General features: G+C 67.2%; 23 protein-coding genes. 15 read left to right on the top strand and 8 right to left on the bottom strand.

The genetic code is table 11. From position 1 onward, the window contains the following. The first annotated feature begins 2 nt into the window (after nt 1–2). The 10 genes from ACWIGM_RS19185 to ACWIGM_RS19140 all read left to right on the top strand — a co-directional run bounded on the left by ACWIGM_RS19185 (nt 3) and on the right by ACWIGM_RS19140 (nt 9,264). Nucleotides 3–1,673: a nitrite/sulfite reductase gene (locus tag ACWIGM_RS19185; protein WP_454027545.1), complete on the top strand. Its 1,671-nt coding sequence runs from the start codon at nt 3–5 to the stop codon at nt 1,671–1,673. After that, nucleotides 1,660–2,178: a DUF934 domain-containing protein gene (locus ACWIGM_RS19180; RefSeq protein ID WP_454027544.1), complete on the top strand. Its 519-nt coding sequence runs from the start codon at nt 1,660–1,662 to the stop codon at nt 2,176–2,178. The genes ACWIGM_RS19185 and ACWIGM_RS19180 overlap by 14 nt, the downstream gene beginning before the upstream one ends. A gap of 76 nt (nt 2,179–2,254) precedes the next feature. Continuing rightward, a complete protein-coding gene (locus tag ACWIGM_RS19175) occupies nt 2,255–2,434 on the top strand; it encodes a hypothetical protein (RefSeq protein WP_454027543.1) in 180 nt (59 codons plus the stop codon). Beyond that, entirely contained in the window at nt 2,431–3,888 is a 1,458-nt protein-coding gene (cysG, locus tag ACWIGM_RS19170; RefSeq protein WP_454027542.1) for a siroheme synthase CysG, read from the top strand. The genes ACWIGM_RS19175 and cysG overlap by 4 nt, the downstream gene beginning before the upstream one ends. 173 nt (nt 3,889–4,061) lie before the next feature. Continuing rightward, nucleotides 4,062–5,099 carry a sulfate ABC transporter substrate-binding protein gene (locus ACWIGM_RS19165; protein WP_454027541.1) on the top strand — a complete coding sequence of 346 codons (1,038 nt, stop codon included), beginning with the start codon at nt 4,062–4,064 and terminating at the stop codon, nt 5,097–5,099. 3 nt (nt 5,100–5,102) lie between these two features. After that, on the top strand, nt 5,103–5,948 hold the full coding sequence (gene cysT / locus ACWIGM_RS19160; protein WP_454027540.1) for a sulfate ABC transporter permease subunit CysT: 846 nt from the start codon (nt 5,103–5,105) through the stop codon (nt 5,946–5,948). Continuing rightward, complete coding sequence (gene cysW / locus ACWIGM_RS19155; RefSeq protein ID WP_454027539.1) at nt 5,941–6,834, top strand: sulfate ABC transporter permease subunit CysW; 894 nt, start codon at nt 5,941–5,943, stop codon at nt 6,832–6,834. Before cysT ends, cysW begins: the two co-directional genes overlap by 8 nt. A gap of 12 nt (nt 6,835–6,846) precedes the next feature. Next, nucleotides 6,847–7,893, top strand: a complete 1,047-nt coding sequence (locus ACWIGM_RS19150) for a sulfate/molybdate ABC transporter ATP-binding protein (RefSeq protein ID WP_454027538.1) — start codon at nt 6,847–6,849, stop codon at nt 7,891–7,893. Nucleotides 7,894–7,966: 73 nt separating this feature from the next. Continuing rightward, nucleotides 7,967–8,404, top strand: a complete 438-nt coding sequence (locus ACWIGM_RS19145; RefSeq protein ID WP_454027537.1) for an OsmC family protein — start codon at nt 7,967–7,969, stop codon at nt 8,402–8,404. Then, a complete protein-coding gene (locus tag ACWIGM_RS19140; RefSeq protein ID WP_454027536.1) occupies nt 8,401–9,264 on the top strand; it encodes a sulfurtransferase in 864 nt (287 codons plus the stop codon). Before ACWIGM_RS19145 ends, ACWIGM_RS19140 begins: the two co-directional genes overlap by 4 nt. Nucleotides 9,265–9,297: 33 nt before the next feature. On the opposite strand, the gene ACWIGM_RS19135 is transcribed toward ACWIGM_RS19140, so the two are convergent. Further along, entirely contained in the window at nt 9,298–9,594 is a 297-nt protein-coding gene (locus tag ACWIGM_RS19135) for a hypothetical protein (RefSeq protein WP_454027535.1), read from the bottom strand. A 549-nt stretch (nt 9,595–10,143) separates the two neighbouring features. Next, a complete protein-coding gene (locus ACWIGM_RS19130; RefSeq protein WP_454027534.1) occupies nt 10,144–10,791 on the bottom strand; it encodes a class I SAM-dependent methyltransferase in 648 nt (215 codons plus the stop codon). Nucleotides 10,792–10,969: 178 nt separating this feature from the next. Here ACWIGM_RS19130 and ACWIGM_RS19125 point away from each other — a divergent pair, with 178 nt between their 5' ends. Together ACWIGM_RS19125 and ACWIGM_RS19120 are read left to right on the top strand one after the other, a co-directional pair. Beyond that, complete coding sequence (locus ACWIGM_RS19125; RefSeq protein WP_454027533.1) at nt 10,970–11,650, top strand: response regulator transcription factor; 681 nt, start codon at nt 10,970–10,972, stop codon at nt 11,648–11,650. Nucleotides 11,651–11,652: 2 nt separating this feature from the next. After that, nucleotides 11,653–13,002, top strand: a complete 1,350-nt coding sequence (locus ACWIGM_RS19120) for a sensor histidine kinase (RefSeq protein ID WP_454027532.1) — start codon at nt 11,653–11,655, stop codon at nt 13,000–13,002. Between the two features lie 7 nt (nt 13,003–13,009). Here the strand turns inward: ACWIGM_RS19120 and ACWIGM_RS19115 are convergent, their stop codons facing one another. After that, a complete protein-coding gene (locus ACWIGM_RS19115; protein WP_454027531.1) occupies nt 13,010–13,303 on the bottom strand; it encodes a hypothetical protein in 294 nt (97 codons plus the stop codon). Nucleotides 13,304–13,502: 199 nt separating this feature from the next. On the opposite strand from ACWIGM_RS19115, the gene rimO reads away from it, so the two are divergent. Further along, nucleotides 13,503–14,822, top strand: a complete 1,320-nt coding sequence (gene rimO / locus ACWIGM_RS19110; RefSeq protein ID WP_454027530.1) for a 30S ribosomal protein S12 methylthiotransferase RimO — start codon at nt 13,503–13,505, stop codon at nt 14,820–14,822. On the opposite strand, the gene ACWIGM_RS19105 is transcribed toward rimO, so the two are convergent. Together ACWIGM_RS19105 and ACWIGM_RS19100 are read right to left on the bottom strand one after the other, a co-directional pair. Continuing rightward, a complete protein-coding gene (locus ACWIGM_RS19105) occupies nt 14,823–15,035 on the bottom strand; it encodes a hypothetical protein (RefSeq protein WP_454027529.1) in 213 nt (70 codons plus the stop codon). A 150-nt stretch (nt 15,036–15,185) separates the two neighbouring features. Continuing rightward, the gene (locus ACWIGM_RS19100) at nt 15,186–16,157 is read right to left on the bottom strand and encodes a quinone oxidoreductase family protein (RefSeq protein WP_454027528.1); all 972 of its coding nucleotides are present in this window, start codon (nt 16,155–16,157) and stop codon (nt 15,186–15,188) included. A gap of 180 nt (nt 16,158–16,337) precedes the next feature. Here ACWIGM_RS19100 and ACWIGM_RS19095 point away from each other — a divergent pair, with 180 nt between their 5' ends. After that, nucleotides 16,338–17,510, top strand: a complete 1,173-nt coding sequence (locus ACWIGM_RS19095) for a UbiH/UbiF family hydroxylase (protein WP_454027527.1) — start codon at nt 16,338–16,340, stop codon at nt 17,508–17,510. A gap of 3 nt (nt 17,511–17,513) precedes the next feature. Here the strand turns inward: ACWIGM_RS19095 and ACWIGM_RS19090 are convergent, their stop codons facing one another. Together ACWIGM_RS19090 and ACWIGM_RS19085 are read right to left on the bottom strand one after the other, a co-directional pair. After that, a complete protein-coding gene (locus tag ACWIGM_RS19090; RefSeq protein WP_454027526.1) occupies nt 17,514–18,617 on the bottom strand; it encodes a CaiB/BaiF CoA transferase family protein in 1,104 nt (367 codons plus the stop codon). A gap of 33 nt (nt 18,618–18,650) precedes the next feature. Beyond that, complete coding sequence (locus tag ACWIGM_RS19085; protein ID WP_454027525.1) at nt 18,651–19,622, bottom strand: AEC family transporter; 972 nt, start codon at nt 19,620–19,622, stop codon at nt 18,651–18,653. A 331-nt stretch (nt 19,623–19,953) separates the two neighbouring features. Between ACWIGM_RS19085 and ACWIGM_RS19080 the strand changes: the two genes are divergently transcribed. Continuing rightward, nucleotides 19,954–21,579, top strand: coding sequence for a hypothetical protein (locus ACWIGM_RS19080; protein ID WP_454027524.1), 1,626 nt, complete (start codon nt 19,954–19,956; stop codon nt 21,577–21,579). A gap of 44 nt (nt 21,580–21,623) precedes the next feature. Here ACWIGM_RS19080 and ACWIGM_RS19075 read toward each other — a convergent pair whose 3' ends face one another. Beyond that, entirely contained in the window at nt 21,624–23,078 is a 1,455-nt protein-coding gene (locus tag ACWIGM_RS19075) for an aromatic amino acid lyase (protein WP_454027523.1), read from the bottom strand. Nucleotides 23,079–23,166: the final 88 nt, after the last annotated feature.

Genomic DNA, 23,166 nt, shown 5'->3' with positions numbered 1-23,166 from the left:
ACATGTATCGTTACGACGAATTCGACGAACGCTTTGTGCGCGAGCGCGTCGCGCAGTTCCGCGACCAGGTCGGCCGCCGGCTGAACGGCTCGCTGACCGAGGACGAGTTCAAGCCGCTGCGCCTGAAGAACGGCGTCTATCTGCAGCTGCATGCCTATATGCTGCGCATCGCGGTGCCCTACGGCACGCTGTCATCGAAGCAGATGCGCCAGCTCGCGCTCATCGGTGAGCGCTATGACCGCGGCTACGGCCATTTCACCACGCGGACCAACCTCCAGTTCAACTGGCCGAAGCTGCGCGACATCCCGGACATTCTCGACCTGCTCGCCGATGTCGAGATGCACGCGATCCAGACTTCGGGCAATTGCATCCGCAACGTCACCGCCGACCACTTTGCCGGCGTTGCGCAGGACGAGGTCGAGGATCCGCGCCCGACCGCCGAGCTGATCCGGCAATGGTCGAGCCTGCATCCCGAATTCGACTACCTGCCACGCAAGTTCAAGATCGCGGTCACCGGCGCCGAGCACGACCGCGCCGTGATCAAGGCGCATGATATCGGCCTGCGCATCCTGCGCCATCCCGACACGCACGCGATCGGCTACGAGGTCATCGTCGGCGGCGGCCTCGGCCGGACCCCGATGATCGGCAAGGTCGTGCGCGAATTCCTGCCCAAGGCCGATCTGCTCGCCTATCTCGAGGCGATCATGCGAGTCTACAATCTCGAAGGCCGGCGCGACAACAAGTACAAGGCCAGGGTCAAGATCCTCGTCCACGAGATCGGCACCGAGGAATTCTCCCGCCGCGTCGAGGAGGAGTTCGCCCGGCTCGACGGCCCCTCGGTCAATGCCGACCCGGCCGAAGTCGCGCGCATCGCCGCCTATTTCGCGCCGCCCGCCTATGAGACGCTACCGGCGACCAGTGGTGCCTTCGAGGCGGCCAGGGCCGGCAATCCCGATTTCGCTCGCTGGGTCGAGACCAATCTCACGCCGCACCGTCAGTCGGGCTATGCCGCGCTGACGATCTCGCTGAAGCCGATCGGCGCGCCTCCCGGCGATGCCACGAGCGAGCAGATGCGGGTCGTCGCCGATCTGGCCGACGAGTTCTCGCTCTCCGAGATCCGCGTCACCCACGCCCAGAACCTCGTCCTGCCACATGTGAAGCTGTCGGACCTGTTCGCTGTTTGGCAGCGCCTCGGCGAGGCGGAGCTCGCGACGGCGAATGCCGGTCTGATCACCGATATCATCGCTTGCCCCGGCCTCGATTATTGCGCCCTGGCGACGGCCCGCTCGATCCCGATCGCGCAAGCGCTCGCCCAGCGCTTCGCCGATCCCGCCAGGCAGAAGGAGATCGGTGTGCTCAACATCAAGATCTCCGGCTGCATCAATGCCTGCGGCCACCACCATGTCGGCCATATCGGCATTCTCGGCCTGGAGAAGCGCGGTATCGAATCCTACCAGATCACGCTCGGCGGCGACGCGACCGAGAACGCCGCGATCGGCGAGATCCTTGGTCCCGGCCTTGCCGCCGAGGACGTGCCGGACGCGATCGAGCGCATCGTCTCGGTCTATCTGGCGCAGCGTCAGGCGGGCGAGAGCTTCATCGACAATGTCCGCCGCATCGGTCTCGCGCCGTTCAAGGCGGCTTTTCAGGAGGTCAGCCATGCCGTTGCTTGATCGTCACGGCGCCAAGGCCGAGATTTGGACCCGCAGTGAAGGCGCGGCGATCGGCAATCTCTCGCATGCGCTCGTCGACTGGGCAGTGTTGCCGGAAGCGCTTGCGCAGAAGACCCGCGATCAGCGCATTGGCGTCGTCATCCCCAACACCGTCCGCATTCCCGAGCTGAAGCTGCTGATGCGGCAGCTCTCGCTGGTCGCGATCAGCTTCCCGTCCTTCGGCGATGGGCGCGGCTTCAGTCTGGCGCGCCTGATCCGCAATCACGGCTTCACCGGCACGTTGCGCGCCAGCGGGCCGCTGATCGTCGACCAGTTCGCCTATGCCCTCGCCTGCGGCTTCGACGAGGTCGAATTGCCGGAGGCGAGCGCTGCGCGCCAGCCGGTCGAGCAATGGGTCAATGCGCTCGGCCAGATCAGCCATGGCTATCAGCGCGGCTATGGCGACAGCGGCAACATCCTCGACCGGCGCCGCTCGGCCCGGCTGAAACATGCCGCGGCGGGCTGAAACGATGCACGGTTCGGCCCAATCCAGCCTGCGGCGGCCGGCCGACCGTCATAGCGACGACGAATGGGAGGAGGCCATGCTGAACGACGCACTCAATAGCTCTCTCGGCCATTCCGCTCCCGGCCCGCGCGAGCGCTGGTTCGATCTTTGCTTCCGGCTTATCATCCTGGTGCTTGCCGGTCTGTGGTTGTTCATGCCACCTGCGGGCGACACCCGGACGCAACCCGACGTGAAGGCCGCAGCGACGCAAAGATGAGCGCAAGACGCCCGGAGACAATCGCCCCGCGCCGGATCGACCGGCTCGCGACCCTGCCGCTCTTCCACAAGCTGGAGGGACGCAAGGTCGTGCTCGCGGGTGCGAGCGAGGGCGCGCTCTGGAAGGCCGAACTGCTCGCGGCTGCCGGCTCAAATCTGCTGATTCTCGCCGGCGATAGCCCGGAACTCTTCGCGGGCCTCGCAGCCGACCCGCCAGCCGGTTCTATGACGGTGCTGCCGCGGAGCTGGCAGGCTGATGATCTCGATGGCGCCGCGCTCGCCATCGCCGACATCGATTCGCTCGACGAGGCCAAGGCCTTCGCCGCCGCTGCCCGGCAGGCCGGTGTGCCGGTCAACGTCGTCGACAAGCCCGAGTTCTGCGATTTCGCCTTCGGCTCGCTGGTCAATCGCTCGCCGCTCGTGGTCGCGATCTCGACCGATGGCGCCGCCCCTGTCTTCGGCCAGGCGATCCGCGCCAAGATCGAGGCGCTTCTTCCTGCGGGGCTGAAGGCCTGGGCGCAGGCGGCGCATGACTGGCGCCCGCTGGTCAAGGCGCGCGAGCTCGCCTTCCCGCTGCGCCGCGATTTCTGGGAGCGCTTCACCAGCCGCGCTCTCGCTGACCCGCAGCGCCGGCCGGACGAGAGCGACCGGGATAGCCTCTCTACCGTGCTCGACGAGATCGAGCGCGGCGGCACGCCACATGGCCGCGTCACGCTCGTCGGCGCCGGTCCGGGCGACCCGGAACTGCTGACATTGAAGGCGATCCGCGCGCTGCAGAGCGCCGACATCATCCTCTACGACGATCTCGTTTCCGCAGGCGTGCTCGAACTCGCCCGGCGCGAGGCCAAGCGCATGCTGGTCGGCAAGCAGGGCTATGGCCCGGCCGTGAAGCAGGACGACATCAACGCGATGCTGGTCTCGCTTGCCGGCCAGGGCAAGCATGTGGTCCGGCTGAAAGGCGGCGATCCCGGCATCTTCGGCCGCGCCGGCGAAGAGATCGAAGCCTGCCACAGGGCCGGCATCGCGGTCGCGATCGTGCCTGGCATCTCGGCGGCGCAGGGCGCGGCGGCCTCGCTCGGACTGTCGCTGACCCATCGCGACCACGCCCGCCGGCTGCAATTCGTCACCGGCCATGCTCGCGACGGCAAGCTGCCGCAGGATCTCGACTGGAAGGCGCTCGCCGATCCGGCCGCGACGACGGCCCTCTATATGGCGCGTGCCACGCTGGCGCTGTTCCGCGAGAAGGCGCTCGCCGCCGGGCTTGATCCGGCCACGCCGGCGATCGCCGTGCTCGGCGCCACCACCCCGGCGGAAACGCGGATCGCCAGCACGATCGCGCAGCTGCCGGAGCGGCTTGGCGAGCTGCCGAACCGGGGGCCTGTCCTCGTCCTGATCGGCCATGCCATGGGTGCTGCGCTGCCGGCGGCGGCAAGTGGAAAATTGGCTCAAGCCTGACGTGAACCAAACTGCCGGAGATGCGTTTTCTCTCTGGCGCGAAAAGTTTGGAAGGGCTCTACTGCCGCCACCAGTTGAGCGATGACCGCCAATTCAGTACGTTCTGTTTGTTTTTCAGAACAGTTTCGAACCGTTCCGGCGGTCTTCTCGACTGTTCAGCACGGAGCACTGAGATGACGCGACAGAGACTTCACCGCCTGCTGCAAGCCGGCCTGACGCTCGGAGCCTTCGCCCTGTGCTTCGGCGTGATCAGCGGCGCCCGCGCCCAGACCGAGCTGCTCAACGTCTCCTATGATCCGACCCGCGAGCTCTATCGCGAGATCAACACGGCCTTCATCGCCGACTGGAACGGCAAGAACGCAAAGAAGATCAGCACGATCCGCCAGTCGCATGGCGGCTCGGGCGCGCAGGCCCGCACCGTGATCGACGGCCTCAACGCCGATGTGCTGACGCTGGCGCTCGCCGGCGACATCGATGCCGTCGCCGAGCGCTCGAAGAAGCTGCCGCTCGACTGGCAAAAGCGCCTGCCGCAGAACTCCTCGCCCTACACCTCGACCATCGTTTTCCTTGTCCGCAAGGGCAATCCGAAGGCGATCAAGGACTGGGGCGACCTGGTGACGCCGGGCGTCCAGATCATCACGCCGAATCCGAAGACCTCGGGTGGTGCCCGCTGGAACTATCTCGCTGCCTGGGCCTATGCCGAGAAGGCCTTCAACAAGGACGAGGCCAAGGTCCGCGATTATGTCGGCAAGCTGCTCGCCAATGTGCCGGTGCTCGACACCGGCGCGCGCGGCGCCACCACGACCTTTACCCAGCGCGGCATCGGCGACGTCTTCCTGTCCTGGGAAAACGAGGCGTTCCTGGCCCTGAAGGAGTTCGGCGAGGACAAGTTCGACATCGTCGTGCCCTCGCTCTCGATCCTGGCCGAGCCGCCGGTCGCGATCGTCGACGGCAATGTCGATGCCAAGGGCACCCGCGCCGAGGCGCAGGCCTATCTCGAATTCCTCTACACGCCGAAGGGCCAGGCGATCATCGCCAAGAACTACTACCGCCCGCGCAATCCGGAAGCTGCCGACCCGAAGGACATTGCCCGCTTCCCGAAGGTCGAACTCATCACTATCGACGAGAGCTTCGGCGGCTGGGCCAAAGCGCAGCCCACCCACTTTGGCGACGGCGGCACCTTCGACCAGCTCTACAAGCCGGCCCGCTGAGCCATGACGGCGACGGTCTTCCGCTGGCGCGAGCCCAGCATCCTGCCCGGCTTCGGCCTGGCGCTGGGCATCACGGTGACGGCGCTGTCGCTGGTCGTGCTGATTCCACTCGCCGCCTTGTTCCTCAAGGCGGCGAGTGCCGGTCCGGCCGACATCTGGGCGGTCGCGACGTCGCCGCGCACGCTGGCGGCGTTGAAACTCTCCTTCGGGGGCGCGTTCTTCGCGGCGGCGGTCAACGCGGTCTTCGGGCTGATCCTGGCCTGGGTCCTCGTGCGCTACGATTTTCCCGGCAAGCGCTTGATCGATGCGGCAGTCGACCTGCCCTTCGCCTTGCCGACGGCGGTCGCCGGCATTTCGCTGGCGGCGATCTATGCGCCCAATGGCTGGGTCGGCGGGCTGCTCGCGCCCTATGACATCAAGGTCGCCTATACGCCGCTCGGCGTGATGGTGGCGCTGATCTTCATCGGCCTGCCCTTCGTCGTGCGCACGATCCAGCCGGTGCTGGAGGAACTGCCGGCCGATATCGAGGAGGCTGCGGCGCTGCTCGGCGCCAGCCGCTGGCGTACCGTCTTCACCGTATTGCTGCCGCCGGTCCTGCCGGCGCTATTGACCGGATTCGTGCTCGCATTTGCGCGGGCGGTCGGCGAGTACGGCTCGGTGATCTTCATCGCCGGCAATGTGCCTATGGTCTCCGAGATCGCGCCGCTGCTGATCGTGATCCGGCTCGAGCAGTTCGACTATGCCGGTGCGGCCGTGGTCGCGACGATCATGCTCCTGCTTTCGTTCTCGCTGATCCTGCTGGTCAATCTGATCCAGGCCAGCGCACGGCGGAGATTCGGCGATGTCTGACGCCAGCCTGCCCTACCAGATCGAGGATCTCGCGCCTGCCCGCGCGGCGCGGCGCATCAAGGGCGAATCCCGGCTCGTCCAGTTCCTGCTGGTCGGCATTTCGCTCGCCTTCCTCTGCCTGTTCCTCTTCCTGCCGTTGATCTCGGTCTTCGTCGAAGCTGGAGCGCGCGGCTGGCAGGCCTATCGCGAGGCGATCCTCGAGCCCGACGCGCTGGCCGCGATCCGGCTGACGCTGCTCATCGCGGCGATCGCGGTGCCGTTCAACGTCATCTTCGGACTGGCGGCCGCCTGGGCGATCGCGAAATTCGAGTTCCGCGGCAAGAGCCTCCTGATCAGCTTCATCGACCTGCCCTTCTCGGTCTCGCCGGTGATCTCGGGCCTGGTCTTCGTGCTGCTCTTCGGCGCTCAGGGCTATTTCGGCCCCTGGCTCGCGGCCAACGACCTCAAGATCATCTTCGCCGTGCCGGGCATCCTGCTGGCGACGATCTTCGTCACCTTCCCCTTCGTCGCCCGCGAACTGATCCCGCACATGCAGTCGCTCGGCTCGGCTGATGAGGAGACAGCGCTGACGCTGGGTGCCTCGGGCTGGCGTACCTTCTTCAAGGTGACCCTGCCAAACGTGAAATGGAGCCTGTTTTACGGCGTCCTGCTCTGCAATGCCCGCGCTATGGGCGAGTTCGGCGCGGTCGCCGTCGTCTCCGGCAAGATCCGCGGGGTGACCACGACCATGCCGCTGCATGTCGAGATTCTCTACAACGAGTACATGGGGGCTGCTGCCTTCGCGGTCGCCTCGCTGCTGGCGGGCCTCGCCCTCGTCACGCTCGTCCTGAAAACCGTGCTGGAATGGCGCTTCGCGGATTCAATCGCCGCCAGCCGCCGCCATTGAGTGGAAGAGCCCATGTCGGTCGCCGTCACTATCGAAAGCGTCGAGAAACGCTTCCAGAACTTTCCCGCCTTGCGCGGCGTTTCGCTCGACATCCAGCCGGGCGAGCTCGTCGCCCTGCTCGGCCCGTCCGGCTCAGGCAAGACGACGCTGCTACGCGTCATCGCCGGCCTCGAACAGGCCGAGCGCGGCCGCGTGCTGTTCGGCGAGACCGATACGCGCGAGCTCTCGCTGCGCGAGCGCCGGATCGGCTTCGTCTTCCAGCACTATGCGCTGTTCAAGACGATGAGTGTTGCCGAGAACATCGCCTTCGGCCTGAAATCGCGACCGCGCGCTGAACGGCCGAGCCCCGCGGAAATCAAGAAGCGCGTCTCCGACCTCCTGGAGCTCATCCAGTTGCCGGGGCTGGAGAAGCGCTATCCGAGCCAGCTTTCCGGCGGCCAGCGCCAGCGCATCGCGCTCGCCCGGGCGCTGGCGATCGAGCCACGCGTGCTGCTGCTCGACGAGCCCTTCGGCGCGCTCGATGCCAAGGTCCGCAAGGACCTGCGCGCCTGGCTGCGCCAGTTGCATCAACGTACCGGCCACACCACCGTCTTCGTCACCCACGACCAGGAGGAGGCACTGGAACTCGCCGACCGGGTCGCGATCCTGCATGATGGCCGCCTCGAGCAGGTGGGCTCGCCCGACGACGTCTATGACCATCCGGCGACGCCGTTCATCTGTCAGTTCCTTGGTGATGCCAACCACCTGCCGGTCAAGGTCGTTGGCAGCCAGGCCTTCTTCCAGGACCGGCCTGTGCTCGGCGGCCTGCGCCAGAATCTTGGCGGGCCGGCCTCGCTCTATGTCCGGCCGCAGCATCTGCGCATCGTCGACGATGCGCCGCTCGCCTTGCCGGGCGTGGTCGAGCACCTGCGCCGCAACGGCCCCTTGCGCCGTGCCGAGGTCGCCGTCGAAGGGCTGCCCAAGCGGCTCGACGTCGACCTCGCCAGCCAGGTCGCGCCGGCGATCGGCGAGCGCATCCGGCTGCGCATTACGCATGGCAACCTCTTCGCCGCGGCCTGATGCCGCCCTCGCCTTTCGCGTGCGGGACGGGTTATGCCTGTCGCCCGGCACGGTTTGACGACAGGAGGCGGCCATGAAAGCGCGGGCAAAATGGGTCGAGGGTATGGCCTTCATGGGCGAGGCCGGCAGCGGCCATGCCGTGATGATGGATGGCGCGCCTGAATATGGCGGCCGCAACATCGGTACCCGGCCGATGGAGATGCTGCTGATCGGGCTTGCCGGCTGCACCGGCTTCGACGTCGTCCAGATCCTCAAGAAGGGCCGCGAGGCCGTGACCGGCTGCGAGGTCGAGGTCGAGGCCGAGCGTGCGACCGAGGACCCCAAAGTCTTCACCAAGATCCATATCGCCTATCGCGTCAGCGGCCGCGGCCTGTCGCAGGCCAAGGCTGAACGCGCCGTCACATTGTCGAAGGAAAAGTACTGTTCCGCTTCGATCATGCTGGGGGCGACCGCCGAGATGAGCACCTCGCTGGTGGTCATCGACGAACTGCAACAGGAGGCCGCGGAATGACGGATATCCCGACCTCGGGGCTGGTATCCCCCGAAGTCCTGGCCGGGGCGCTGGGCTCACCCGACCTCGTCATCATCGATATTCGCGCCGCTGCCGAGGGCGGGCGCCAGGCCTTCGAGGCCGGCCATATCCCCGGCGCGGTGCACAGCGACTACGCCGCCGATGGCTGGCGCGCCAAGGTCGGCAATGCGCCGGGCATGCTGCCCCCGCTCGACCATCTCGCCGAGCTTGCCGGCCGGCTCGGCATCATCCCGCCGAGCAAGGTCGTGATCGTGCCGGCCGGACTCACCGCCAGCGACCTTGCCGCCGCCAGCCGCGTCTACTGGACGCTGAAGCTGATCGGCCATGGTCAGCAGGCGATCCTCGATGGCGGCTTCAAGGGCTGGCAGACCTCTCCGGGCCTGCCGATCGAGACCGGTCCATCCAAACCAGAGCCGGCATCGCCCTACCCAGTCGTGGTGCAGCAGAAGCTGCGCAGCACCGCCGACGCCACGCTGGTCGCGTCGCGCAGCAAGCTGGCGACGCTCGTCGACGCCCGCTCCTCCAGCTATTTCGAGGGCAAGGAGAAGGCGACCGAGGCCGCGCGCGCCGGGCACATCCCCGGCGCCGTCTCGCGCGACTACGCCGCGGCCTTCGATCCGGCAACAGGAAGGTTCAAGCAGGCGGGAGACCTCAGCGCCCTGTTCGGCCCGGTGCCGAAGGGGCCGGCGATCTCCTATTGCAATACCGGCCATACGGCTTCGCTCAACTGGTTCGTGATGTCGGAGCTGCTCGGCCGCGAGGAGATCTCGCTCTATGACGGCTCGATGACCGACTGGACGCAGGACCCGGAGCGGCCGGTCGAGGCTGGAGCCGCCTGAGCGGCAGCTCCAGCTCTCCGATAGGAAACTTGCTTACCGGCTGGTCGAGACCGCGCGGTTGCCCTGGCGGTCGACATGGACGCCGACGCGGGTGCCGTCGGCCTGGGTGGTCCAGGTCGAGGTGATGCCGGTCTGCGGATTATAGGTGGTGCGGCTGCGGGCGCCTGGCTGATCGGCGCGCTGCCCGGCCGGACGGAAGCCGGTGCGAACCATGCCGTCCGGCGTGATCGTGGTGACGAAGCGGTCGCCGCTGGCAAGACCGATCGAGCGGACGCGCGTGCCATCGGGCAACACAGTCTCGGCCGAGGCGACGCCGACCTGATGCTGCATGGCGCCACCGCCGGCGCGGGGGCCCGCGGCGCGATCTGCCCGGCCGCCGTGACCATAGCTGCGCGCAGTCTGCCCGAGCTGGGGCTGGTTGTGGAACACGGCCCAGCGGTCATCGCCGCCACCGCCCCCACCACCACCTCCGCCGCCTTAGCCAGCAATAGCGGAAGCCAACGGTGCGGACAGGCAGCATGCGACCAACACGAGGTGCGAGGTACGAGAGAAAAACGTAGCCATAGCCAATCTCCTCAAAGGGGTTGGCGCGGCGACCTATGCCGTTGCGCCTGGGCGTTAGGCTTCCTCCGGTGTGGCCTGCTCGGCCGGAGTTCCGGTGAACATTCTCGAGCTTGTTTCCGTTTCCGTCCCTTTCGCACAGCGCTCCCAAAAGGGGTTGCGGGAGCTGCAACGAGCCTTGTCGAGGGAAGCGCCGAGGAACGACACCGCCGCGGCCTGATGGCGCGCTGACGCTCGGGAGGGCGAGCGCCAGAGGAAACAGGCACGCCATTTCCCGGCCCGGCTGCTCCTGCTCGTTTCGGCCCCTCGGGACCAGCGCTACGCCAGTCTTAGCGGCGATGGCGGCCGCCGGGAGATCCGGTAGACGGCAGCCGGTGGCAGGTTGCGCAAGGTCGAGCCGATCCGGGTCGCCCTCAGGCCCAGGCGCATGAGGATCGCATCGGGTATCGGACAGCGCGTGGTGTAGGTGAACTGATAGAACGCGCCGCCCGGCCGCATGTAGCCGAATGCCCCCCTCAGGATGGCGATGACCTTGCGGGGTGGCATCGACAGCACTGGCATGCCGCTGATGACGGCTCCGACGACCGGGGCGTCGAACAGCCCGGCCTCGCGCAGGCAAGCGGCATCCATCCAGCGCACCCGGGCCGCCGGAAAGCGCATTTCGAGTAGCCGTGCGAAATCCGAGCCGAATTCGACGAGAGTGAGGTCCCGCTCGGCGACGCCGCGTGCGATCAGGGCGCGGGTGAAGGCTCCGGTTCCGGCTCCGAGCTCGAGCACCGGTCCGGTCGCTGGCGTGATCTCCTGCGTGATCAGTTCGGCGAGGGCGCTGCTCGACGGCGCGACGGCCGCGACGCGCAGCGGCGCCGCCAGCCAGGCCCGAAAGAAGGACCAGGCGTCTGAGCCGGACCGGTTTGCGACCGTCTTCGGTATTGAGTTGCCGGGGTTGAACGGGACTTGGGAAGGCATTGCTGGTGATCTCGCAGGCGGGGACAAGCCGTACCGATATCCCGCTGCTGGATTGAGCCTGCCTGTCATGATCGGACGCGCCGACAGGAGCCGTGCGATCGGACCGACGTCCCGCGTTTTGCAATGCAGACGCAATGAACCTGCTCCAAGTCCTTTGCGAACGGCGGGAGGAAGCGGCTTGCGCATCTTGTTGGTGGAGGACGAGCCGGCGATGGCGCAGGCCTTGCGCGACGCCCTCACCCGCCAGGACATGGTGGTCGACCATCTGGCAACCCGGGCCGAGGCAGAGGCGGCGCTGCGCGAAGGCCGTGGTGTCTATGACGCCGTGCTGCTCGATCGCCAATTGCCGGATGGAGATGGCCTCGCTTTGGTCGGCGCGCTCCGGGCTGCCGGCGACACCGTGCCCGTGCTCGTGCTGACGGCGCGCGGCGATCTGGGTGAACGGGTTCTCGGTCTCGATGGCGGCGCCGACGACTATCTCGGCAAGCCCTTCGCCTTCGAGGAATTGCTGGCGCGGCTGCGCGCTATCCTGCGCCGGCCGCCGCAATTGCGGCCGGACATCGTTCGGATCGGCCGCCTCTCCTTCGATTTCACCCATCGGGAAGCTCGCATCGGTGGGGAGACGCTGGTGATGCCGCGGCGCGAGCTGCTCGTCCTCGAAACGCTCGCCCGCCGGACCGGGCGCATGGTGGTGCGCGGCTTTCTGATGGAGGCCGTGTTCGGCCTGAATGACGACATCCAGTCGAATGCGCTCGACACGCATGTCTCCCGCTTGCGCCGGAAGCTGGCCGAAGCCTCGTCGGGAGCTGTGATCGATGGCATCCGGGGCGTGGGCTACCTGCTGCGCGAAGCCGCCTGACGATGGCCGGCTCGCATTCGCTCGAACGCCGGCTGGTCCTGCGTCTGATGGGGTTCCAGGCGATCGTCGTCGTCCTGATCGTCGCAGGTCTGTTCGCCAGCGGCGTGCTGATGAGCTTCAGGTCGGAAGAGAATACGATCGAGACGTTGCGTGGGGCCGTGACCCGCGGTCCCGGCGACCAGCTGGCGTTGCGCCCGACGCGCGAGCTGCAGCGGATGCGGCTTCAGATACCTGAGCTCTGGTTCGTCATCCGGGACCGTGCCGGGCAGCGTCTGTCGGAAGGGGCGGTGCCGAGCGAATACAGCGCGCTCGGCGAGGCACTCGATCAGATCGGGCAGGCCCGGCTGGGCTGGAATATTGGCGACCCGCCCCGGCCGACGGCGCGGGTCAGATGGGTTCGGAGCGCAGCCGGCGACATCCAGGTTGTCACCGGCACCGAAACCCCGATCTCGACTTACCTGATGGTGCTCGGGATCGCCCTGGTACTGTTGAAGGAGGTCCTGCCCGTTCTTGCCGTCATGGCCGCCGCGGCGCTGCTGGTGACACCCTGGGTGGTCCGGAGTGCCCTCGCCGGCCTGGGCCAGGCGGTCACGCAGGCGCAGCGCATCGATGTCGAGCGGCGCGGAGTCCGTCTGCCCCTGGAGAATGTGCCGGTCGAGGTCGAGCCGCTGGTTTCGGCGGTGAATGCGGCACTCGCCCGGCTCGACAAGGGACATGAGCGGCACAAGCGCTTCCTGGCGGCTGCCGCCCATGAGTTGCGCACGCCCATCGCAATCCTGCAGACCCGGCTGGAGGCACTCCCCCTCGGCCCAGACAAGACGCGTCTGCTGCAGGACGTCACCCGCCTCGCGACGGTGACGGAGCAATTGCTCGACCTCGAAAGGCTCGACCAGCAGGCCGCCTCGTTCGCGCGGCTCGATCTGGTCACCCTCGCGCAGCGGGTTGTGGTCAACCTCGCTCCGCTTGCCTTCCTCGCCGGCTACCAGGTCGAGTTCACTTCACGGAGCGAGACGATCGCCGTGTGGGGTGATGGCCCTTCGATCGAGCGAGCCTTGACCAATCTCGTTCAGAACGCGATCGAACATGGTGGGCGCTCGGGATCCATCGCCGTTCGGGTCGATGTGGCGATGATCGAGGTCAGCGATGAAGGCAGCGGCATCCCACCGGATGAGCGCGAGCGCATCTTCGAGCCGTTCAGCCGACTGCGCTCGCAGAGCCGTGGGCTTGGCCTCGGCCTCAACCTCGTCCGGGAAATCATGCATCGCCATGGCGGCGAGGTTATCGCGCTCGATGCCGCATCGGGCGGTGCCTGCCTGCGGATGACGTTCCCGCAACGGATGCCGGCAGCCTGAGCGTCAGCTACTTCCAGGAGCGACGCTCGCGCCCCTCTTCCCGCCAGCGCCTGGTGCGCAACTCGGCATAGCAATCGCGCGGCCTGCCATGGCTATAGCGTCCGTCGGTGCATGGATCGTAGGCCGGCAAGCCCTGACGCAGCCGGCGCAGCTCGGTCTCGCAGTCCATCGGCCGGCCCGGACTGAAGCGGCCATCGCGGCAAGGTGAATAGGGACGATCCCAGCCTTGCGCGTTGGCGACCGAATTCCAAAGCGCGAACAAGGCGATCGCCACGCCCGGTGCAGTGTGGATCCAGCGCATTGCAGCCTCCATTCGAAGAAGCCTCGCCTCTCATGGGTCACGACTGTTCCCGCCGAGGATTGAGGGAACCTTGCGCCCTTTAGCGAGTGGCTCTGGAAGCGAGGTGAGTTGCAAAATCGACTAAAAAGGATCAAAGAGGCGCCAACGCGCCGGCCTTGCCGCGCCCTTCCCTTGCTCCGTTTTCAGAGTTCCGCCGCCGATGAACGCCGTCGCGCCGAAAATCTCGTTCGTCTCCCTCGGGTGCCCCAAGGCGCTCGTCGATTCCGAACGCATCATCACCTCGCTGCGCTCGGAGGGCTACGAGCTCAGCAAGAGCCATGCGGGCGCCGACGTCGTCATCGTCAACACCTGCGGCTTCCTCGACAGCGCCAAGCAGGAATCACTGGAAGCGATCGGCTCGGCCATGGCCGAGAACGGCAAGGTCATCGTCACCGGCTGCATGGGCGCCGAGCCCGAGCAGATCCGCGACGCCTTCCCGAACCTGCTCGCGATCACCGGGCCGCAGGCCTATGAGAGCGTCGTCTCGGCTGTGCACCAGGCGGTGCCGCCCAAGCACGATCCCTTCATCGACCTCGTGCCCGACCAGGGCATCAAGCTGACGCCGCGGCACTACGCTTATCTCAAGATTTCAGAGGGTTGCAACAATCGCTGCAGCTTCTGCATCATCCCCAAGCTGCGCGGCGACCTGGTCTCGCGGCCGATCGGCGACGTGCTGCGCGAGGCCGAGAAGCTGGTCAAGGCGGGCGTCAAGGAGCTGCTGGTGATCTCGCAGGACACCAGCGCCTATGGGCTCGACATCAAGTATGCGCCATCGATGTGGAAGGATCGCGAGGTCCGCACCCGCTTCTTCGAATTGGCGCGCGAGCTCGGGCAGATGGGCGTCTGGGTGCGGATGCACTATGTCTACCCCTATCCGCATGTCGACGAGGTCATCCCGCTGATGGCGGAGGGCAACGTGCTGCCCTATCTCGACATCCCGTTCCAGCATGTCTCGCCCTCCGTGCTGAAGGCGATGCGCCGGCCGGCCCATCACGAGAAGACGCTGGAGCGGATCCGGAAGTGGCGCGAGATCTGCCCCGACCTCGCCATCCGCTCGACCTTCATCGTCGGCTTCCCCGGCGAGACGGAAGACGATGTCGACTTCCTGCTCGACTGGCTGAAGGAAGCGAAGCTGGAGCGCGTCGGCTGCTTCAAATACGAGCCGGTCAAGGGCGCGACCGCCAATGACCTCGGCTTGCCGCTTGTCGCGGAAGACGAGAAGGAGGCGCGCTGGCATCGCTTCATGAAGACGCAGGCCGAGGTTTCGGCCCGCATCGTCAAGGGCCGCGTCGGCAAGCGGATTCCGGTGATCATCGACGAGGCCGGCCCGACCGTCGCCAAGGGCCGCTCGAAATGGGACGCGCCGGAGATCGACGGCAATGTCTATGTCTCGAGCCGCCGGCCGCTGCGGCCGGGCGATATCGTCACGGTCATGATCGAGCGTGCCGACGCCTATGATCTGCACGGCATGGCGGTCTGATCAGGCGAGATTGGCGGCCACGGGGCGCGGCATGCGGCGCAACTGGGCGACCCGGCCGGTGCGGGGCTTGGACGACTTCTCGAAGACGACCTGTGCGTCGCTGACCTGCGTAGCGAGCTGAAGCGTTGGACGGGCGGAGAGCTGCGTCTGGAGCGCCATGGCGATGATGGCGAAGGAGAGGATGAAACCAGCGCGGCGAAGAAGCGATGACATGACGTAAGGACCAGTGAGCTTGTTGTTGGTCCTGCTTTGCCGGCTCCAGGCACGCTTTCGCTTTCAGGTTTCGAAGCTTTCGATTTTTCTTTCCGAAACGGAAGCGGCCGCCTCGCGGGGCGGCCGCATGAGGCATCTCAACAGCAGGGCTTACGGCACGATCACCGTCGAGCCCGTCGTGCCGCGGCCTTCCAGCGCGCGATGGGCGTCGGCGGCATCCTTCAGCGCGAAGCGGGCGTTGATCGCGACGGCGACCTTGCCGGAGCCAACCGCCTCGAACAGGTTCTTCGCCATCGCGACCAGCGTCTCGCGGTTGGCCGTGTGCGTGTTCATCGTCGGGCGGGTGACGTAGAGGGAGCCCTTCGCCGAGAGGATGCCGAGGTTGAAGGCCTCGACCGCACCCGAGGCGTTGCCGAAGCTCGCCAGCAGGCCGAACGGCCTCAGCGAGTCGAGCGAGCCCATGAAGGTGTCCTTGCCGACGCCGTCATAGACGACATTGCAGAGCTTGCCGCCGGTGATCTCTTTGACCCGCGCCGGGACGTTCTCGTCGCGGTAGAGGATGACATGGTCGGCCCTGTTCGCCCTGGCGAGCTCGGCCTTCTCCTTGCTGCCGACGGTGCCGATCACGGTCGCGCCCAGCGCCTTGCCCCATTGGCAGAGGATCGAGCCGGTGCCGCCGGCAGCGGCATGGACCAGGATCGTGTCGCCCGCCTTCACCGGATATGTGCGGTGGAGCAGGTACTCGGCGGTCAGCCCCTTCAGCAGCATGCTGGCGGCGGCCTCGTAGGACACATTGTCCGGCAAGGCGACCACGGCTGACGCCGGAACGATGCGCTCCTCGGCATAGGCGCCATGGGCGGCGACGACGGCGATGCGGTCGCCGGGCTTGAACTCCGTGACGCCTGGGCCGACCGCGAGCACGTCGCCGGCCGATTCGTTGCCGAGCGTGAACGGCAGCGGCGCCGGGTAGAGGCCGGTGCGGAAATAGGTGTCGATGAAGTTGAGGCCGATGGCGCGGTTGCGGATGAGGATCTCGCCTGCCCCCGGCGCCGGCAGGCTGACCTCTTCGAGCTGCAGAACCTCGGGGCCACCGGTCTTGTGTACGCGGATTGCTTTCGCCATGGCGATCTCCTGATGTCGATGGCCGCAACGATAGGGACTTGCCTTCCTCCGGCGCAACGGCTGCACTGCATCCAGGACCGGCATTCTGCGCCCAGTCGTGCTGGCGAATTTGCATAGGCGTCGCCATCCTGCGGCAAGCACGCGCTCGCCAGCGGCGCCGGCATCGGTTACCGAAAGGCCATGACGGATCAGCAGCGTTGCGACATCGCTATCGTCGGGGCCGGCGCGGTCGGGCTTGCGGCCGCGCTCGCGCTTGCCGCTGCCGGGCGGGAGGTCATGCTGTTCGGGCAGGCGAGCGCGCCGCGCGACGGCCGCACCGTCGCCCTGCTCGACGGCTCCTGGCGTCTACTCGCGGCGCTTGGGCTGACGGAGGCGCTGGACGAGGTCGCGGCGCCGCTCGCTGTGATGCGGCTGGTCGACGACACCGGCAGCCTGTTCCGGCAGCCGCCTGTCGAGTTCAAGGCGGCTGAGCTCGGCCTGCCGGCCTTCGGCTGGAATGTCGAGAACGCCGTGCTGGTCGAGGCGATGGCGGTGAAGGCGGCGGCCGAGCCGCGTATCCGCATGATTCCGCAGGCCGTGATGGAGATCACGGCGGGTACTGACAGTGTCCTCCTGACCGGCGACGGCTTTGCGCCGGTCTCGGCGCGGCTCGTCGTCGGCGCCGATGGCCGCAAGTCACGCGTCCGGGAGGCTGCCGGCATCACCGCGCGCGACTGGAGCTATCCACAGATGGCGCTGACGGCGATCCTGAGCCATCGCCGCGAGCACCGGGACGCTTCGACCGAGTTCCATACCCGCTCCGGTCCCTGCACGCTGGTGCCGATGTCCGGCCGCCGGTCCTCGCTGGTCTGGCTGCTCGAACCCGCGGAGGCCGAGCGCATCGCCGGGCTCGACGACGCCGCCTTTGCCCGCGCGGTCGAGCGCCAGACCCATTCGATCCTCGGCGCGTTGACGCTCGCGGGTCCACGCGGGCGGGTGCCGATGGGTGGCCTGTCGGTCGATCGGTTCGCTGATGGGCGCATGGCGCTGATCGGGGAAGCCGCGCATGTCTTCCCGCCGATCGGGGCGCAGGGGCTCAATCTCGGTCTGCGCGACGTCGCGGCGCTGCGCGATGCCGTGGCGGGGGCCGACGATCCCGGCGAGGCGGACGCGCTCGCCGCTTACGACCGTTCGCGTCAGGCCGATGTGCGCCTGCGCACCGGCGCGGTCGATGCGCTCAACCGGACCTTGCTGACCGACTTCCTGCCGGCCGACCTGATGCGCGGCGCCGGGTTGCTGGCGCTGTCGCGGATCGCGCCCTTGCGTCGCCTGGTGATGCGGCAGGGACTGGCCGGCGGCACTGCGGCGGGCTGAGTTTCAGATCTCGTAATCGCCGACCGGCGGACTCGGCCGCAGCGCGGGTGCAGCGTCGCGGAAGACGGGCGCGAGCGGCAGCGGCGTCGAGACCATGCGCCGCCCGCCGGGCTCCTCGACCTGCCGGTCGAACAGGCCACGCGCGGTCAGATGCGGATCGGCCAAGGCTTCGTCGAGCGTCCGGACCACGGTGCAGCAGCAGTCGAGCGGCTCGATCGCTTCCCGCCAATGGCTCGCCGGCCGGGATACGATGATCGCAGCGATCGCGGCCCGCGTCGCTGCGGAATCGCGCCGGTCGTCGCGCAAGGCGGCGTCGAGGCCGATGCCCTCGCAGAAGCTCGCCCAGAACTTCTCCTCGAGTGCGCCGACGGCGAGGAACCAGCCATCTTCGGTGGCATAGAGGCCGTAGCGGGGGCTGGCGCCGGTGAGCAATCCCTCCCCGCCATTGGGATAGCGGCCCAGCGCCTGCCCCTGCGCCAGCGCATACCAGGAGAAGGCGAGCATGGCGTCGGTCATGGCGATGTCGAGATGGCAGCCTTGGCCGGAGCGGTCGCGCTCACGCAGCGCCAGCAGGATATTGATCACCGCCGGCATGGCGCCGCCGGCGATGTCGGCGACCAGGGTCGGCGGCAGCGGTGGTTGCCTGCCATGGGCGAGCGACTGGCCGAGCAAGCCGCCGATCGCCTGATAGTTGATGTCGTGGCCGGCCTCCGGCGCGCGCGGGCCGTCCTGGCCGTAGCCGCTGATCGAGCAGTAGACCAGCCGAGGGTTGAGCGCCTTCAGCGCCTCATAGCCGAAGCCGAGGCGGGCCATGACGCCCGGCCGGAACTGCTCGATCACGATGTCGGCCTGCCTGATCAGCGGCGCCAGTCGTTCCAGCGCATCGGGCGCCTTGAGATCGATGGCGAGGCTCTGCTTGCCGCGATTGAGTGCGGCGAAGGGCGCGGAGGTCTCGCCGAAACATGGAGGGAAACGGCGCATGTCCTCGCCATCCGGCCGCTCGATCCGGATCACGCGAGCGCCTGCCTCGGCGAGGAAGAGGCTCGCCAGTGGGCCGGGCAGCAGGGTCGAGAAATCGAGGACGAGGAGATCGGAGAGCGGCTGCATCGACGGGCCCGGAAAGCGAGCCCGTGCGGGCCCTCAGTGGAACAGATCTGCCGGCATCCTGCCTGTCTTCACCAGCCACAGGAAGCCCGTCAGCGTCACCGTCGAGATGATGGTGCCGACGAGGATGCAGGCCGAGGCGCGCTCGATGCCGACGCGGTACTGGGTCGAGATCACGAAGATGTTCAGCGCCGGCGGCAGCGCCGCCATGATCACGGCGGCATAGACCCAGGGCGCCGAGAAATCGCCGAGTGTCGAAAGCAGCAGCCAGACCAGCAGTGGATGCAGGAGCAGCTTGATCGCAACGAGCCAGGGCAACTCACTGGGCATCTGCCGGATCGGCTGCAGCGCAACCGTGACTCCGAGCAGGAAGAGCGCGCAGGGAGCGGCCGCCTGCGAGAGCCAGAGCGTCATCTTGTCGAGCGCGGTCGGCAGCTCGAGCTTGAGGAAGGCGGCAAGCACGCCGGCGACGGTCGCGACATTGAAGGGATGGGTCACGACCCGCCGGACCACCTCGGCGGCGGTTGCGGCGAAGCTGCGCTTCTCGACGCCAGCCAGCGCCATCAGGAACGGGATCAGCGAGAACAGCAGGAGATTGTCGAAGACGAAGATCAGCACGACGGGAGCGCTCGCCGCCGGCCCCAGGGCGGCCAGGATCAGCGGCGGTCCCATATAGCCGATATTCGAATAGGAGCCGGCGACGCCCTGCATCACCGCTTGCGGCATGTCGCCCTTGGTATGGCGCCAGCCGAGCGCGAAGGAGAGCACGAAGGCGCAGAAGGTCGCGAGCGTCGTCACCGCGACGAAGCGCCAGTTCGTGAGCTCGCTCAGCGGCTTGTCGGCAATGAGCCGGTAGAACAGGCAAGGCAGCGCGACATAGATCAGGAAGAACTGCATCCAGGCCAGTCCCTCGCCCGGCAGGCGCTTGTAGCGGCCGATCAGGAAACCGAGCAGGATCAGCCCGAAGAAGGGCGCGACGAGGTTGAACAGGCTGGCGATGTCGGCCATGCGGCGGCGCATCCTGGGCGAGACAAGAGCCGGCTGGCACGTTCTCGGCTCACCGACCGCGGCGACGGCACCGCCTTATAGGACGGACGGGTCTTCATGAGAACCCGGCGAGAGGTAGAAGTCCGTGCATGCGCCGCAGAACCCGGCTGCGGGAAGACGGCCGCCTGCCCTCGCCTCGGCACAACCGAGAATTGCAGGTCCGGGCATGATGGAAGCGATCGGGTAACATATTTCTGCCATGTTCCAGCAAGGGCTGATGGAACAGGCGATGACGAGCACCTCTCAGGCGACAACGGGCAACCCGACATCCGGGTCATCCTGGCGCTATTTCATGACGTCTCCGACGCTCTGGATGGTCTCGTTCGTTGCGCTGGTGATCCTCGGGCTGGCGTTCCCCATACGCCTGCCACTCGGGCCGAACTACTGGGACACCGACATCTATCTCGATGCCGCCCAGCGCATCTGGCAGGGCCAGATTCCCAATATCGACTTCTTCACCTCGATCGGCCCGCTCGGCTTCTATCTCACCGCTGGAATCCAGGCCCTCTTTCCGCAGGCGCAGCCGGCCCTGCTCGCCAATTGGGCGATCGTGCCCGTCTCGCTGCCGATCGTGGCGCTGATCGTCAGGGACGTCGATCCGCGCTCGCGCCGATTGGCTCTGGCGATCCTGATCCCCTTCCTGTTCCTGACCTCGCTGCCGATCAACCTCCACAGCCTCTATCCGTCACCTGGTTTCGACGGTTTCGGCTACTACAACCGCCATGTCGCGCTACTTCTCTATCTGCTGCTGGCGACGCTTCTCTTCGTCGAGAGCCGGGTCCTGCTGACGAGCCTCGTCGCAGTGCTGATGACGGCGCTTTTCCTGGTCAAGGTCACCGGCCCGGTGTCAGGGGCGGTTCTTGTCGGCTACGCCGTCCTCGCCGGCCGGATGCGCTTCCGTGACGCAGCGATCGCCGCCCTGACTGTCATCGGTGTCCTGGTCGCGCTCGAACTCTCGACCGGCGTCATCTACGCCCATGTCGAAGACGTCTTCATCCTGGCGATGCTCAACTCCGCCTCGCTGCTGCGCCGCTTCCTGACCCTGGCCTCGATCAAGTTCAATGTGATCGCGCCCTGCCTCATGCTGATCGGCACGCTCGCCTTCGCCGCGTGGCGCGACAAGTCTTCGCTCGCAGGCTTGCTGGCCTCGCCGCTCGGCTGGCTGACGGCGAGCCTGTTCGCCCTCATCCTGGGCGAGACGCAGAACAGCGGATCGCTCGAGTTCATCGGGCTCTGGCCGGTCCTGATCCTGATCCTCAAGACGTACCAGGCCCGCTCCGACGATCGCTTGCGCCCCTATGTGCTGGTCCTCGTCATGGCCGCGTCGTTGCCGAGCGCCGTGATCTTCCTGGAGAGAGGCGCGCGCGCCGTCATCGCCGCGCCGCGCTATCAGGCGCTGAATGTGCCGGATGTCGGGCCGCTGGGCAGAGTGAGCCTGAAGCCGGAGTTGGCCGAGCGTGCCATCGCGCAGGTCGATCACTACCCGAAATACAATGACGCCTATGAGGACCTCGTCCGCCGCGGCTTGCTGCCATCAGCGACGCTGTTCTCGGAAATCGACCATCAGGCGACCTGGCTGCTCGAGGTGCAGCAGGGAATCGATGCGATCCGGGGCTGGGAGGCGTCGAACGGCCGCCAGCTGAACGGCTTCTTCGCGCTCGATTTCGTCAGCCCGTTCAACCACCTGCTCGGCCGCGCCGCGCCGCTCCATGTCGCGCTCGGTATCGACACCGAACGGACCAACCCCAGGGTGACGGCCGAAATGCTGGAGGCCCTGCGCGACATCGACGCGATCATGCGGCCGAAATGCCCCGTCGAGGTGAAGCGCGCGGCGATCTGGAAACAGTTTGCGCAGGCACTCGAAGGCCGCCAGCTCGTTGCTCTCTCGCCTTGCTGGGACATGTACCTGAGGAAGTAGCACGCTCCCCGGACGGCCCAACGATGCGAGCTTAGCCGCTGGCGCTATTGATGCGCATCGACCAGCATCCCGATCTCGTCACGACGCTCGGCCATATGCTGCAATAGCGGATCGAGATGGGGAACCCGGTCGCCTGCCGCGGCGAACGGAACGGCCTCGCGCACCATCGTGAAGAGCTTGCCGGTCACTGCGCCGAGCGGCGTCGCCTTGCGGCTCTCGACTGCCTGAGCCGCGACCGTCAGCTCGATGCCGGCGATCGACCTGCACAGGCCGGCTACCTCTGCCGTCTTGCGCGCCGCGAAGGTCGCCATGCCCGCCCGGTCGAGGTTGCCGTTGGAATGGCTGGAGCTGGCGAGCTCGTGAACGACCGGGGCGGTCGCGAGCCGAGCCTCCGAGGTGATCGCCTTGTGGAACTGGGCGAGGCCGTTGAAGCCCGGCAGGCCGACACCGTCCTCCTCGATCAACCCGACCGTCAAACCCGACCAGAAGGAATCGACCTGCTTGGCAACGCGCTCGGCCGAAGCCGTCACGACGGGCGTGAAGGCGAGCCGGGCGATGTCGAGCGCCATCGACAGCGAGACCGTGTCGAAATTGGCGACCGAGATCAGCGAGCGGTCCTCCAGCGAGACGATCGGATTGTTCTGGCTGGCGCGGAACTCGGTCTCGACCTGCCGCCAGGCGAAATCCAGGCTGTCCGCCGCCGTGCCGTGCAACAGCGGCAGCGAGCGGAAGCTCAGCGGGTCCTGCAGATGGCGCGGCGCGCCCTTGGCGAAAAGATAGCTGCCCTCGAGATAGCACCTGATCCGCCTTCCATGCCGCTCCAGCCCGGCGAATGGCCGCGAGCGCAAGGCAGCCTCCGAGACGATCGACGGGTTGGCGGCGAACCCCTCCATGCTCAGCGCCGCGATCAGGCTCCAGAGGTCGAGGCTGCGCCGCAGATCGGCCATGGCGAGCGCTGCGATGCCAAGGGCGAGCGCGCTGGAATTGAGCAGCGCCAGCGCCTCGCCGGCCTGAAGGTCGAGATCGTCATAGAGCGCGAGCGCCAGATCTGTGATCGGGGCCATGTCGCTTTGGCCCATCGAGCCCCAGATATGGACGTCGATCGCACGATCGGCGTTGAGCGCCTCTAACAACCGTTCGGCCAGCAGCGGGCGGACGCCGAGGCGCCCGCTCGCCATGGAATTGAGCAGGACCAGCATCATCGCCCTGACGGCTTCGGGCGGAGCGAGGGGGCCGTGCGCGACATTGTGGGTGAGCAGCAGGCGGCGGTTGAACTCGCCGATGCGCTCCGGGGCGAGCGGGACGCCGGTCTTGGCGCCGACGCTGGTGGTGACGCCGTAGACCTTCTCGCCACGCGCCACGACCTCGTCGACGATGGCGCGGGCCGCCCGCATCCGGACGATGGCGTCCGGCGTGATCGATACCGGCGCCTTCTCCTTGGCGACGCGGACGATCGCGTCGATCGTGAGGTCGAAGCCGGTGATGTCGACATGGCTCATGATCGCTCGTCCTGTTCTTGGCCGCTCTGATGCCGGCAGCCCGCATCCCCGGCGGATCCCGTCAATAAAGCGAAGCCGGAATGCAGGG

Source organism: Allobosea sp. NPDC055332 (assembly GCF_053645455.1).
This window is presented reverse-complemented; position numbering and strand designations above follow the sequence as displayed.